The 12,866-nt window shown below is 74.7% G+C and carries 12 protein-coding genes; 10 read left to right on the plus strand and 2 right to left on the minus strand.

Translation table 11 applies throughout. The features are described from left to right. Positions 1 to 23: 23 nt before the first annotated feature. Positions 24 to 887: a class I SAM-dependent methyltransferase gene (locus ACIQGZ_RS27245; protein ID WP_402606719.1), complete on the plus strand. Its 864-nt coding sequence runs from the start codon at positions 24 to 26 to the stop codon at positions 885 to 887. Positions 888 to 939: 52 nt separating this feature from the next. On the opposite strand, the gene ACIQGZ_RS27250 is transcribed toward ACIQGZ_RS27245, so the two are convergent. Beyond that, positions 940 to 1,911, minus strand: a complete 972-nt coding sequence (locus ACIQGZ_RS27250; protein WP_402606722.1) for a hypothetical protein — start codon at positions 1,909 to 1,911, stop codon at positions 940 to 942. Positions 1,912 to 2,254: 343 nt separating this feature from the next. Here ACIQGZ_RS27250 and ACIQGZ_RS27255 point away from each other — a divergent pair, with 343 nt between their 5' ends. Together ACIQGZ_RS27255 and ACIQGZ_RS27260 are read left to right on the plus strand one after the other, a co-directional pair. Continuing rightward, positions 2,255 to 4,768 carry a helicase-associated domain-containing protein gene (locus ACIQGZ_RS27255; protein ID WP_402606724.1) on the plus strand — a complete coding sequence of 838 codons (2,514 nt, stop codon included), beginning with the start codon at positions 2,255 to 2,257 and terminating at the stop codon, positions 4,766 to 4,768. 119 nt (positions 4,769 to 4,887) lie between these two features. Continuing rightward, the gene (locus tag ACIQGZ_RS27260; protein ID WP_402606726.1) at positions 4,888 to 5,382 is read left to right on the plus strand and encodes an Lrp/AsnC family transcriptional regulator; all 495 of its coding nucleotides are present in this window, start codon (positions 4,888 to 4,890) and stop codon (positions 5,380 to 5,382) included. On the opposite strand, the gene ACIQGZ_RS27265 is transcribed toward ACIQGZ_RS27260, so the two are convergent. Beyond that, positions 5,345 to 5,833: an Lrp/AsnC family transcriptional regulator gene (locus tag ACIQGZ_RS27265; RefSeq protein ID WP_402606728.1), complete on the minus strand. Its 489-nt coding sequence runs from the start codon at positions 5,831 to 5,833 to the stop codon at positions 5,345 to 5,347. The two genes, ACIQGZ_RS27260 and ACIQGZ_RS27265, sit on opposite strands and share 38 nt — an antisense overlap. Positions 5,834 to 6,275: 442 nt before the next feature. Between ACIQGZ_RS27265 and ACIQGZ_RS27270 the strand changes: the two genes are divergently transcribed. From ACIQGZ_RS27270 to ACIQGZ_RS27300, 7 genes are all read left to right on the plus strand, one after another. Next, entirely contained in the window at positions 6,276 to 7,145 is an 870-nt protein-coding gene (locus ACIQGZ_RS27270; RefSeq protein WP_402606730.1) for an ABC transporter permease, read from the plus strand. Then, positions 7,142 to 8,029, plus strand: a complete 888-nt coding sequence (locus ACIQGZ_RS27275) for an ABC transporter permease (RefSeq protein ID WP_402606731.1) — start codon at positions 7,142 to 7,144, stop codon at positions 8,027 to 8,029. The genes ACIQGZ_RS27270 and ACIQGZ_RS27275 overlap by 4 nt, the downstream gene beginning before the upstream one ends. A 47-nt stretch (positions 8,030 to 8,076) precedes the next feature. After that, the gene (locus tag ACIQGZ_RS27280; protein WP_402606734.1) at positions 8,077 to 9,150 is read left to right on the plus strand and encodes a PotD/PotF family extracellular solute-binding protein; all 1,074 of its coding nucleotides are present in this window, start codon (positions 8,077 to 8,079) and stop codon (positions 9,148 to 9,150) included. Between the two features lie 11 nt (positions 9,151 to 9,161). Then, positions 9,162 to 10,295 carry an ABC transporter ATP-binding protein gene (locus tag ACIQGZ_RS27285; RefSeq protein WP_402606737.1) on the plus strand — a complete coding sequence of 378 codons (1,134 nt, stop codon included), beginning with the start codon at positions 9,162 to 9,164 and terminating at the stop codon, positions 10,293 to 10,295. 114 nt (positions 10,296 to 10,409) lie between these two features. Beyond that, positions 10,410 to 11,207 (plus strand): carbon-nitrogen hydrolase family protein, encoded by a 798-nt coding sequence (locus ACIQGZ_RS27290; RefSeq protein WP_402606739.1) that lies wholly within the window; start codon positions 10,410 to 10,412, stop codon positions 11,205 to 11,207. Positions 11,208 to 11,210: 3 nt separating this feature from the next. Continuing rightward, positions 11,211 to 11,894, plus strand: coding sequence for an RraA family protein (locus ACIQGZ_RS27295; RefSeq protein WP_402606742.1), 684 nt, complete (start codon positions 11,211 to 11,213; stop codon positions 11,892 to 11,894). Between the two features lie 87 nt (positions 11,895 to 11,981). After that, complete coding sequence (locus ACIQGZ_RS27300) at positions 11,982 to 12,707, plus strand: 3-keto-5-aminohexanoate cleavage protein (RefSeq protein WP_402606745.1); 726 nt, start codon at positions 11,982 to 11,984, stop codon at positions 12,705 to 12,707. The last annotated feature ends 159 nt before the right edge of the window (positions 12,708 to 12,866 follow it).

Below are 12,866 nucleotides of genomic sequence, written 5' to 3' on the forward strand. Positions count from 1 at the left end.
CACACCGCGCCCACCATGGCAGCATGCCGAGCACTCACGAGCAGTCAACGGCGCAGCTGCGCAAGGCCCACCTCGCCCGCTCCTTCGACCTCGCCTCGGACACCTACGAAGAAGCCCACGGGGATTTCGTCAACCCCGTCGGCGACCGGCTGGCCTACCTCGCGGACCTGCGGCCCGGCGACCGGGTCCTCGACCTGGGGTGCGGGCGCGGCGCGGTGCTGTTCGCCGCCGTCGCGGCGGTCGGGCCCGACGGGTACGTGGCCGGGGTGGACCTCTCGCCCGGCATGGTGCGGCGGACCGCCGCGCAGGCCGCCCGCGCCGGGCTGCGCAATGTCTCGGTCCGGGTGGACGACGCCGAGGACCTGGGCTTCCCCGACCGGTCGTTCGAGGCCGTGCTCTCCTCGTTCACGCTCCCGCTCCTCCCGGACCCGGCCGCCGCGCTGGCCGGCGCGCACCGGGTGCTGGCGCCGGGCGGGCGGCTCGGCCTGACCGGCCCCGGCGCCGGGGCCGAGCCGGAGCCCGGTTGGCGGCGGGCCTTACCGGCGCTGCTGCCGTACCTGGGGCCCGACGCCGACTGGCCCGCTGCTGACGGGGACCGCGCCGTCGCGGCCGACCGGCCCGGCGGCGACCCGGAGCGGGCGCTGGCGGCGGCGGGGTTCACCGGGGTGCGTACGGTCGAGGAGCCGGCCGTCGTCGTCCACGCCGACGTGCACACCTGGTGGCGGTCGCTGTGGGCGGGCGGGCACCGGGCGCTGCTGGAGACCATCGCGCCGGGCCGCCGGGCGCAGGCCCGGGAGGCGGCCTGCGCGGCGGTCGAACCGCTCACCGAGCGGGGGCGGCTGGTCCACCGGACGTCGGTGCGGTACACGCTGGCCCGGCGGGACTGATGGGACTGATGGGACTGACGGGACCGATGGGACCGATGGGGCTGACGGGCCGTCAGTCCGACATCGGCAGCGTCCGGCGACGGTAGGCGCACCAGGCCATGAACGCCGCCGAGCCGCAGGCGGCCGTGCGCAGCACCTCCGGCACCAGGTCCTTCACGGCCTGCTGGAACTGCTGGTCGGTCGGCGGCGGGCCGCCCCACTTGCCGCTGGTCCGACCCCAGAGCCAGACGGCGCCGCCGAGCACCGCCAGGGCGGGGATGCCCAGGGCGGCGAACTTGCGCGCGGTAGGGCCGATCCGCCGGGAGGCGTACGCGGCGAGCCAGCCCAGCAGCATCGGGACCAGCGAACCGGCCACCGCGCCGCCCAGCAGCAGCAGCGCCGACAGCGTCTCCAGCAGCGGCGGCCGGCCCATCCGGCGGCGCGGCCGGGCGGGGGCGGCGGCCTTCGGCGGCGGCTGCTCCTCGGTGGCGGGGGCGGGCGGCGGTGCCGCGGCCTCGGTGGGGGCGGGCGGGGCGGGCTTCTCCGGTACGTCGAAGTCGATCTCGACGCCGTCCCAGCCGGGGAAGTCGGCGGCGGTGGGCAGGTGGGTCGGCAGCGCGGCGTCCCCGCCCTCGGCGGGGGCGGCCAGCCGCCACCACTCGGGGTCGCGCGCGGTGGGGACGGCCGGGGCGGACGCGCCGGGCACGGTGGGCGGCATGGACGGTACGGGCGGGACGGGCGGCCCGGCGGGCGGGGCCGGTGGGGCGGGCACTGCGGCTGCCGGCGGCGGTGGCGGTACGGGCCCGCGCGGCGCGGGCACCCCGTCCCGGGCGGCCTGCTCGACCAGCCGGTCCGGCGGCCCCATCCGGTCCAGCATCTTCCGTACGGCCGCCGGGGTGTCCCGGACGCCGGACCGCCGCTGGTCGATGTCCGCGCGCAGCCCGGCGATCAGCCGCGCCCGCTGCGCGGGCGGCAGGGACGCCTGCGCCAGGTCGGCCACCTTCCCCAGGTAGTCGTAGACCAGCTTGTCGCTCTCGATGCCCATCCGCGCCGCTTCCACTCCCCGGGCCGCACCCGGCCACTCCCTCCCCAGGACGGTACCGACCCCGCACGGCCACGGCGAGACAACGCGCATTCCGCCGAGCCCGCCTGACGGCCCGTACCCCGCCGGGGGCCGCCGGCACCGGGGACGGGTGGCACAGCGGGCACCCGGACTTCCCGCGCGGGGCCACCGACGGGACCACCGGCGCCTGAACGCCCCGGCGGGGGCCCCGACACCGAGCCGGGCGTCGGCAGGGGTCCGGGCGTCGGCAGGGGTCCGGGCGTCGGCAGGGGTCCGGGCGTCGGCAGGGGTCCGGGCGTCGGTGCGGCCGACTAACCTGGGGCGGATGACCGAGCAGACCGGGGAGCGGCCCGCCGCACCGCCACGCACACTCGCCGAGGAGCTCCGCGCCCGAGGCGACGGTGCGCTGGCCGCGCTGCTGCGCGCCCGGCCCGACCTGCTCAACCCGGTGCCCAGCGACCTCACCCAGCTGGCCGGGCGGATCTCCACCCGGGCCTCGTCGCTGCGCGCCCTGGAGCGGCTGGACCGGTTCACCCTCCAGGCCGCCGAGGCCCTGGCCGCCGCCCCGGACGGCTGCGACAGCCACACCGTGCTGGCCCTGCTCACCGGCGCCCCCGGCGTCCCGCCGCACCGGCACGCCGACCCGGTGGACGCGGGCGCGGTGGCCGAGGCGCTGCCCGCCGCCCTGGCCCTGCTGCGCGAGCGGGCCCTGCTCTGGGGCCCCGACGCCACGCTGCGGCTGGTCCGCGCCGTCCGCGAGATCCTGGCGCCCACCACGGCCCACCCCGGCCCGACCGGCCTGGGCCCGACGCTGGCCGAGGCCACCGTCGGCATGTCCCCCGGCCGCCTCCAGGAGCTGCTGGCCGACGCCGGGCTGCCGACCACCCACGACCCGGTGTCCGCCGTCGCCGCCCTCACCGCGCTGCTCACCGACCACCCCCGCGCCGCCGCGCTGCTGGCCACCGCCCCGCCCGCCGCGATCGGCGTGCTGGACCGGCTGACCTGGGGCCCGCCCACCGGTACGGTCCCCGACGCGGCCCGCCCGGTCCGCGCCGCCGACGCCCGCAGCCCGGTGGAGTGGCTGCTCGCCCGGGGCCTGCTGCTGCCCACCGGCCCCGGCACCGTCGTCCTCCCCCGGGAGGCCGCGCTGCACCTGCGCGGCGGCCGCAGCCACCGCACGGTCGAGCCGGCCCCGCCGCCGGTCGAGCCGGTGCGCGCCCATGACCCGCAGCTGGTGGACGGCACCGCCGCCGCCCAGGCGTTCACCGCCGTCCGTACGGTCGAGGAGCTGCTCGACCTGTGGAGCCTCACCCCGCCGCCGGTGCTCCGGGCCGGCGGCCTGGGCGTACGGGACCTGCGCCGCACCGCCGCCGCGCTGGACCTCCCCGAGCCGACGGCCGCGTTCTGGCTGGAGACCGCCTACGCGGCGGGCCTGCTCGCCGCCGACGGGGAGGCCGACCCGGTGTGGGCGCCCACCCCCGCGTACGACGGCTGGTTGCAGCAGCCGGTGGCCGACCGCTGGGCGCTGCTCGCCCGGAGCTGGCTGGCCGCCACCCGGGTGCCCGGCCTGGTCGGCGGGCGCGACCCCCGGGGCAAGGTGCTCGCCGCCCTCGGCCCCGACCTGGACCGCACCCTGGCCCCCGCCAACCGCCGGGCCGTGCTGCGGCAGCTCGCCGCGCTGCCGCCGGGCTCCGCCGCGCCCGCCGCGGCGCTGCTGCCCGCGCTGCGCTGGCACCGCCCCCGGCGCGGCGGCCCCGCCACCGGCGAGGGCCGCGACCTGCGCGACGACCTCACCGGCTGGGCGCTCACCGAGGCCGAACTGCTGGGCGTCACCGGCCGTGGCGCCCTGGCCGGGCCCGCCCGCGCCCTGCTGGCCGGCACCGACCCGGCCCCGGCGCTGGAGCCGCTGCTCCCCCAGCCGCTCGACCACGTCATCCTGCAACCCGACCTCACCGCCATCGCCCCCGGCCCGCTGCACACCCCCCTGGCGCAGGCCCTGGCGCTGGCCGCCGATGTGGAGTCCAAGGGCGGCGCCACCGTCTACCGCTTCACCCCCGAGTCGGTCCGCCGGGCGCTGGACGCGGGCCGCACCGCCGCCGAGCTGCACGAGTTCCTGACCCGGCACTCGCGCACCCCCGTCCCGCAGCCGCTCGGCTATCTGATCGACGACGTGGCCCGGCGGCACGGCCGGCTGCGGGTCGGCGCGGCCGCCGCCTATCTGCGCTGCGACGACGAGTCGCTGCTCGCGGAGCTGCTGGCCGACCGCCGCTCCGCCCAGCTGCGGCTGCGCCGCCTCGCGCCGACCGTGCTCGCCGCCCAGGCCGGGCCGGAGGCGGTGCTGACCGGGCTGCGCGCGATGGGCTACGCCCCGGCCGCCGAGTCGGCCGAGGGCGACATCCTGATCGCCCGGCCGGATGCCCGCCGCACCCCGCCGCGCAGCGCCCCGGCGCCGGTCCCCGACGGGCCGCCGGTCCCGGCCGACGTGCTGCTGGGCGCGGCGGTGCGGGCCGTCCGGGCGGGCGACCGGGCCTCCACCGCGTCCCGCCGCAGTACGGTCGCCGGGCCCGCCGCGCACCCGGAGGACCCGGCGGGCGGCCCGTCCCGGCTGCCGCGTACCGCCGCCGCCGAGACGCTGGCCGCGTTGCAGACCGCCGTGCTGCTCGGTGAGCGGATGTGGATCGGCTATGTCAACGCGGAGGGCTCGGCCGGTCAGCGGATCGTCTCTCCGGTGAAGGTCGAGGGCGGCTATGTCACCGCGTACGACCACCACCGCGACGAGATGCGCACCTTCGCCCTGCACCGGATCACCGGCGTCGCGGATCTGGACGAGGACGGCTGACCCGCCCGCGCGCGGGGGCGGTCGCCTACACTCGGCCGAAACCGATGCGTGTACGAATCCCCTGGCGGCGCCGCGAGTCCGCGCCCGCCGCACACGCCGACGGACGGGGCTGATGCCGGATGATCGACGAACTCGATCGCAACATCGTGCAGGCGCTCACCCGGGACGGCCGGACGCCGTACACCACGGTTGCCCGCAGCCTGGGCGTCAGCGAGGCCACCGTCCGCCAGCGGGTCTCCAAGCTCCAGGACAGCGGCGCGCTGCGCATCGTCGCGCTGGCCAATGCGCTGACCCTCGGCCACCAGTCGGTGCGGCTGCTGATCCGGGTCCGCGATCTGACGCCGCGCGCGGTGGCGCGGAGCCTGGCCGACATGGCGATGATCAACCATGTGGCGCTCTGCGCGGGCGGCCAGGACATCTACCTGGAGGGCACCTGCCGCGACCAGGCGCAGCTGATCCGGCTGCTAGACGACATCCGGATGCTGCCCGGCGTCTCCACGGTCCAGGTCCTGCTGCTGCTGGAGCTGTTCAAGGACTACTCCTGGGACGGCCTGTCCTCCTCGGTGGGGCAGGGCTTCACCGAGGAAGAATCCGCTCCGCGGCAGTCGGGGTGACGTCGCGGAAGCCCGCCCAGAGGTAGGAGTCCTTGACCACCTCCAGCACGGTCAGCGCCTCGGCGTACTCCACACCGTTGATCCGCCGCACCCGCTCGGTCAGCAGCTCGGCCAGGTGCGCGAGGTCGCGGCAGCGCACATCGGTGATCAGGTCGTACGGGCCGACGCAGGACGCCACATAGCGGACCTCGGCCAGCCGGGACAGCTCACGGGCGACGAAGGCCAGCGGCACCCGCTGCACCCGGATCGCCAGGTGCACCTCCATCTCGCCCAGCAGCCGGGCGTCGGTCATGCCGACGACCTGGAGGATGCCCTGCCGCTGGAGCCTGCCGTACCGGGCGCGCACCGACGCCTCGGACAGGCCGATGGAGCGGCCGATCTCCCCGAAGGAGCGCCGCCCGTCGATCCGCAGCTGATCGATGATGCTGCGGTCCAGGCCGTCGATCTCCATGGGTCCCGCCTCCTCGCTTCACCGGTGCTGACAGCGGCTTCGCCGGTGCTGACAGCGGCCTCGACAGTACTGACAGCGGCTGCGCCGGTGTTGACCTTCCCGTTACCCGGCGGTGGCGGCCGGCGGAACGCCGGGTGACCACTGCCACCTGGCACTTTGCCCGCCGCCCGGCCCCGGCGGCGCCGCCCGCCCGACCGACGTGTGACCCGGCCGCGCCGCCGGGCACCGAATCCCGTCGACGGCGGCCCCGGCAACCACTGGATTCGAGCCACCTGCCGCTGGTGGCCGAAATCAGCCACAGCCCATGATGGCTTATCCCCACCCGAGGCGCCGACCCTCCCCCTCGGGCTTCCGCCAGAAGCCCGCGAACCGGGTCCGCCTCGTCGCGTCGGAAAGGAAGCACCGCCATGCCCGAGACGCCGCCCACCCTGCGGGTTCCCCAGTGAGCCTGGCCGCGCCGCAGGCCGTCCGCCGCCGGATGGTCCCGGCGCTGATGCTGGCACCCGCCGCCGTGACGATCGTGGCCCTCGTCCTCGCACCGCTGGTGATCGTCGTACGCAACAGCTTCGCCACGGCGGACGCGTACGGCGGCATCCAGGGCGGATTCACCCTGGACAACTACCGGCAGCTGGCCGACCCGGTCTACCTCAAGGTCATCGGCTACAGCCTGGGCATCGCCGCCGCCAACACGGTGCTCTGCCTGGTCGCCGGGTACATCGTCGCGTACTACATCGCCGGCCGGCCCGCGTCGCGGCAGCTGGGCCTGCTGCTGCTGATCATCGTGCCGTTCTGGACCGACTTCCTGGTCCGCACCTTCGCCTGGATCAACCTGCTGAGCCCCGGCGGGCCGCTGGACTCCCTCGGCCGGTCGCTGGGCCTCTACCACGGGCATCTCAACCTGGTGCCGGGGCAGGGCGCGTCCTTCGTCGGGCTGCTGTACGCCTTCCTGCCGACCGCCGTCTTCCCGATCTACGCCTCGCTGCGCGGAGTGGACCCGGCGCTGCGGGAGGCCGCCCGTGACCTGGGCTGCGGCTGGTGGCGGGTGCACACCAAGGTGCTGCTGCCGATCGCCAGGTCCGGGCTGCTGGCCTCCATCCTGCTGATCTTCATCCCCACACTCGGCGTCTTCGTCATCTCGGTGCTGCTCGGCGGCGGCAAGAACCAGCTGGTCGGCAACCTCATCGTGACGCTCTACACCGAGTTCCGGAACCAGCCGATGGGCGCGGCGGTCTCCGTGCTGCTGCTGGGCCTGATGCTGGTCTGCCTCGTCGCGGTGGGTCTGACCGCCCGGCGCCTGCGGAGGAAGTCATGACCGTTACCGAACTCCCCGAGCAGCAGACCGCCGAGCAGCGGAGCGCTGAGCAGCCGACCCCCCGCAGGCGGCGCGGCGACCGGCCGCACCCGATGGACCGGGTGACCGCCTGGGCGGCCCGCGGACTGATCGCCTTCCTCTACGTACCGATCGCGGTCGTGGTGGTGCTCTCCTTCAACTCCTCGGACGTCACCTACCGCTGGACCGGCTTCAGCACCCACTGGTACTCGGTGCTGCTGCACGACTCCGACCTGCTGGCGACCCTGCGCACCAGCGCCGTGGTCGCGGTCACCTCCGCCACCCTGGCGGTGGCCGCCGGACTGCTCGCGGTGATCGCGATGCCGCACTTCGGGCCCAAGGCGCGGGCGCTGCTCAGCGGCGGACTCTTCCTGCCGCTGGTGATCCCGGAGATCGTGCTCGGCGTCGCACTGCTCTCGGTCTTCGCCAAGCTGCACATCACGCTGAGCATGACCACGCTGGTGCTCGGCCACCTGGTGGTGATCCTCCCGTACGCCGCGCTGATCCTGCTGGGCGCGCACGGCGCCCTGGACCCCTCGCTGGAGGAGGCCGCCGCCGACCTGGGCTGCGGAAAGCTGCGGACCTTCTTCTCGGTGACGCTGCCGCTGATGCGGCAGGCGCTGGTGGCGGCCTGGCTGCTCTGCTTCACCATCTCCTTCGGCGACATCGTGATGTCCACCTTCACCAACGGCGTCGGCTCCACCACGCTGCCGCTGCGGGTCTACTCGCTGCTCAAGGGCGGCCTCACCCCGGAGATCAACGCGCTGGGCACGCTGCTGATCCTCTTCACCTTCCTGATCATCCTCGGCGTCGGCCTGCGCCAGATGCGCCAGATCCTCGCCGGCGGCGACCGGCCCTCCTCGTGACCGGCCGCAGACCCCTGCCCACGGCCGCCCCGCTCGAAAGGACCACCATGCGCACCACCACCCTCCTCACCGCCTGCGCGGCCGCCGCCGCCCTCCTCACCACCGCCGCCTGCTCCTCCGGCGGCGACGGCGGCGGCTCGGCCTCCGGCGGCGGCAAGTCGCTGCACATCTACGCCTGGGCCGGCGAGATCCCCGACTCGGTGGTCAAGGGCTTCCAGCAGGAGACCGGGATCAAGGTCACCCTGGACACCTTCGACAGCAACGAGACGATGACCGCCAAGCTCAGCGCGGGCGGCGCCGACTACGACCTGGTGGAGCCCAGCCAGTACGCGCTCCAGCAGCTGGTCGGCCAGAAGCTGGTCCAGAAGCTCGACCACTCCCGGATCAAGGGGCTGGACAACCTCGCGCCCAAGTTCCGCGACCCGTCCTTCGACCCCGGCAACGCCTACAGCATCCCGTGGATCTGGGGCACCACCGGGCTGGCGTACAACGAGGACTGCACCGGCCGCCCGGTGGACAGCTGGAAGGCCCTGTTCGACGGCGAGTACAAGGGCAAGACGTACATGCTGGACAACATGCTGGCCGCGTACATCGCCGGACTCCAGGTCAACGGCTACCGCGCCACCAGCACCGACCCGGCGGAGATCCAGAAGGCCACCGACTCGCTGAAGTCCCAGAAGGCGCAGCTCGCCGGCTACAACTCCACCAACTACCCGCAGCTGCTGGCCACCGGCCAGGCGTGCGTGGCCGAGGCGTGGAGCGGCACCGCGATGGCCAAGGTCGTGGAGAGCAACAAGAAGGTGCACTACACGCTGCCCACCGAGGGCGGCTCGCTGTGGACCGACAACCTCTCGGTGACCTCCCGGGCCAAGAACATCGACGCCGCCTACGAGTTCATCAACTACACCCTGCGCCCGGAGGTCGCCGCCCTGGTCACCGACGACGGCTCCTCGGCCAGCACCAACCAGGCCGCCCGCAGCCACATCAAGAAGACCGACCTGCTCAGCAACCCGGCCGTCTACGCGCCGGACGCGGCCGTCGACAAGGCCGACTTCCTGCTCGACCCGGGGCAGGCCATGCAGCTCTTCCAGCAGGGCTGGATGAAGATCAAGGCATCCTGAGGAGCCGGGCCATGACCGTACTCACCACCGCGACCGGCACCCCGGCGCAGCCGTCGGCCGACGCACCCGCCGTCCGGCTGACCGGGATCGGCAAGACCTTCGGCGGCGCCGCCGCCGTCAGCGACGTCAACCTCACCATCGCGCAGAACGAGTTCTTCTCCATCCTCGGGCCGTCCGGCTGCGGCAAGACGACCCTGATGCGGATGATCACCGGGTTCGAGACGCCGACCACCGGCACCGTCGAGCTGGGCGGCCGGGACGCCACCGACCTGCCGCCGCACCGGCGCGACCTCAACATGCTCTTCCAGAGCTACGCCCTCTTCCCGCACCTGACCGTCGCGCAGAACGTCGGCTTCGAACTGCGGGTACGCAAGCTGGTCCCCCGGGCCGAGATCCCCCGGGTGGTCGAGGAGGCACTGGCCCAGGTCCGGCTCGAAGGGTTCGGCAAGCGGACCATCGGCCAGCTTTCCGGCGGCCAGAAGCAGCGGATCGCGCTGGCCAGGGCGCTGGTCTCCCGGCCCTCGCTGATCCTGCTGGACGAGCCGCTGGGCGCGCTGGACCAGAAGCTGCGGCTGGAGATGCAGCTGGAGCTCAAGCGCCTCCAGCGCGAGGTCGGGGTGACCTTCATCTACGTCACCCACGACCAGGAGGAGGCGCTGACCATGTCCGACCGGATCGCCGTGATGAGCGGCGGCCGGGTCCTCCAGGTCGACACCCCCGAGGCGATCTACGACCGCCCGGCGGCCCGGTTCGTGGCCGGTTTCATCGGCACCTCCTCCATCCTGAGCGGCACCGTCGCCGCCCGGGGCGCGGACCGGACGCTCGAAGTCCCCGGCGTCGGCACGCTGCCGCTGCCCGCCTGCGACCTCCCGGCCGGCTCCACCGCGCACCTCTCGCTGCGGCCGGAGGACCTGCGGGTGGAGGCGGTCGACGCACCGGCGGGCGACGGCCGGTTCGGGCTGGAGGCCGTGCTCCAGCAGGCGGTCTACCTCGGCCACGGCCTGCGCTACCACTGCACCCTGGCGAACGGCTCGACCGTGCAGATCGAGCAGGCCGGGCGGGACGGCCGCGCCGCCGCCCTCGCCCCCGGCGACACCGTACGGATCTGCTGGCGGCCGGAGGACGGCCGCGTCCTGCCGGACTGACCGGCCCTCCGTACCCGCCCCCGTACCCGCCCCCCGTACCCCGCAGTACATCGCAGCACCCACGCAGCACCCACCCCCGCCCCCGCGCGTCAGCGCCCCCCGCAAGGAGCAAGAGTGAAAGTCGCCGTCGCCCAGTTCGAGCCGACCGGCACGGTCTCGGACAACCAGACCGTGATCACCCGCATGACGGCCGCCGCCGCAGGGGCGGGCGCCGGCCTGATCGTCTTCCCCGAGGAGGCGATGCTCTCGGCGGACCACGTCGACACCCCCCTCGTCGAGGCGGCCGCCGCCGCCTGGCCCGGCTTCGTGGCGCACCTGTCCGCCGTCGCCCGTGAGCACGGCGTCGCCGTCATCGCGGGCGGCTACGAGGCCGACGCCACCACCCCCGACCTGCCCTACAACAGCCTGGTCGCGGTCGACGCCGACGGCACCGTCCTGGCGACGTACCGCAAGATGCACCTGTACGACGCCTTCTCCTACCAGGAGTCGCGCCGGGTGCTGCGCGGCGACGCCGGACCCTGCGTGGTACGGATCGGGGACTTCAACGTCGGCCTGGTCAACTGCTACGACATCCGGTTCCCCGAGTTCACCCGGACCCTGGTCGAGATGGGCGCCGACCTGCTGTCGGTCTCCGCCGCCTGGGTGCGCGGCCCGCTCAAGGAGGACCACTGGGCCACCCTGCTGCGCAGCCGCGCCATCGAGAACACCTGCTGGGTCGTGGCGTCCTCGCTGGTCAGCGATGACTGCATCGGGATGTCCATGACCGTCGACCCGCTCGGCGTGGTGCGCGGCGCCCTCGGCGAGGAGCGCGAGGGCCTGCTGCTGGTCGACATCGACCAGGAACGCCTCGACGAGGCCCGCACCCGACTGCCCGTACTGCGCAACCGGCGCATCTTCATCCAGGGACGCTGAACCATGCCCATCACCGTCAACCCGACGCCGGCCGCGCTCGACCCCGACCTGGTCGAGAAGCTCACCCGGGTCGACTTCCCCACCCTCGGGCACTACCTGGAGGAGGGCTTCTGCGACCCGGCGCTGCACCGCCTCGCGGGCGAGCAGCGGCTCACCGGCCGCGCGGTCACCGTCCGGATCACCGCCCTGGACTCCACCCTGCTGCACCACGCCGCCGGCACGGTGGCCCCCGGTGACGTGGTCGTGATCGACTGCGGCGGCGACGTGCGGCACGCCCCGCTGGGCGAGGTCGTGGTCAACGCGCTGCTGGCCCGGGGCGCGGCGGGCGCCGTGGTCGACGGCAGCTGCACCGACATCGACGCGCTGCGCGCCCTCGGCCTGCCGGTCTTCGCCCGGGGCACCTCGGTGCTCACCACCAAGCTGCACGGCATCGACGACGGCGGGCTGAACGTCCCGATCAGCTGCGGCGGAGTCGCGGTGCGGCCCGGCGACGTGGTGCTCGGTGACGCCAACGGCCTGCTGATCGCCGCCCCGGAGCGGCTGGCGGCGGTGATCGACACCGCGCTGGCGGACGACGCCGAGGAGCCCGACCTGATCGCGGACCTCCACCGGGGCGGCCGGCTGGGCGACCTCACCGGCGCCACCGAGACCCTGGTCCGGCTCGGCGCCCTGCCCGGCGCCCACTGACGCCCGCGCCCTCTCCCGTACCTCTTCGCACCTGTGCACAATCCCGGGCGGCGCGGCCCGCAGCCGCACCGCCCCGAAAGGACCACCGTGTTCCTCAAGGCCGCCATCAACGGAGGACTGACCAAGCGGGACCACCCCGGGACCCCCGTGACCCCGGAGGAGATCGCCGCCGAGGCGCTGGCCGCCGCCGAGGCGGGCGCCGACGTCGTCCACCTGCACATCCGTGCCGCCGACGGCAGCCAGAGCATCGCCCCGCCGGCGGTGGACGCCGTGCTGTCGGCCGTCCGCCGGGTGGCCCCCGGGGTCGTGGTCGGCATCACCACCGGGCTGTGGACCAGCGACGGGCACGCCGACCGTTACGCCAAGGTCGCCACCTGGAACCTGCTGCCCGACTTCGCCTCGGTCGCCTTCTGCGAGGAGGGCGCGGCGGAGACCGCCGAGCTGGTGGTGGCGCGGGGCATGGTGCTGGAGAGCGCTGTGTGGAGCCTGGCGGACGTACCGGCGCTGCTCGCCTCGCCCACCCTGCACCGCAATGTACGCATCCTGATCGAGCCGGAGGACGAGGACCCGGACACCGCCGTCGCGCACGCCCGCGCCATGGCCGCGCAGATCACCGCCGCCGGGGTGACCTGCCCGCTGCTCTACCACGGCTTCGACACCACCGTCTGGCCGGTGCTGCGGGCCTCGCTGGACGACGGCCACCAGGTGCGGATCGGCCTGGAGGACGGCGCCACCCTCCCCGACGGCTCCCCCGCCCCCGGCAACCTCGCCCTGATCCACGCCGCCCTCGCCCTCACCCCGGCCCCCCGCTGACCCCCGCGGACCGGGCCGGGGCAGCGCCACCCCCGGCCCGGTCCCCTCATCGTTCATTCGAACAGTCCCAGCCCACATACCTGAGCGTCCGATTGCCCTCCTTCGGGACCTACTCGGCACGACCTCCGCTCTCAAGTCACAAACTTCTCAATTTAGCCT

This window comes from Streptomyces sp. NPDC092296, from assembly GCF_044755465.1.
Lineage (GTDB): Bacteria > Actinomycetota > Actinomycetes > Streptomycetales > Streptomycetaceae > Peterkaempfera.

What these genes read in the sequence shown, in the direction of transcription:
- ACIQGZ_RS27245 (WP_402606719.1), top strand. Translation starts at nt 24, where the DNA reads ATGCCGAGCACTCACGAGCAGTCAACGGCGCAGCTGCGCAAGGCCCAC.
- ACIQGZ_RS27250 (WP_402606722.1), bottom strand. Translation starts at nt 1,911, where the DNA reads ATGGGCATCGAGAGCGACAAGCTGGTCTACGACTACCTGGGGAAGGTG.
- ACIQGZ_RS27255 (WP_402606724.1), top strand. Translation starts at nt 2,255, where the DNA reads ATGACCGAGCAGACCGGGGAGCGGCCCGCCGCACCGCCACGCACACTC.
- ACIQGZ_RS27260 (WP_402606726.1), top strand. Translation starts at nt 4,888, where the DNA reads ATGATCGACGAACTCGATCGCAACATCGTGCAGGCGCTCACCCGGGAC.
- ACIQGZ_RS27265 (WP_402606728.1), bottom strand. Translation starts at nt 5,833, where the DNA reads ATGGAGATCGACGGCCTGGACCGCAGCATCATCGATCAGCTGCGGATC.
- ACIQGZ_RS27275 (WP_402606731.1), top strand. Translation starts at nt 7,142, where the DNA reads ATGACCGTTACCGAACTCCCCGAGCAGCAGACCGCCGAGCAGCGGAGC.
- ACIQGZ_RS27280 (WP_402606734.1), top strand. Translation starts at nt 8,077, where the DNA reads ATGCGCACCACCACCCTCCTCACCGCCTGCGCGGCCGCCGCCGCCCTC.
- ACIQGZ_RS27285 (WP_402606737.1), top strand. Translation starts at nt 9,162, where the DNA reads ATGACCGTACTCACCACCGCGACCGGCACCCCGGCGCAGCCGTCGGCC.
- ACIQGZ_RS27295 (WP_402606742.1), top strand. Translation starts at nt 11,211, where the DNA reads ATGCCCATCACCGTCAACCCGACGCCGGCCGCGCTCGACCCCGACCTG.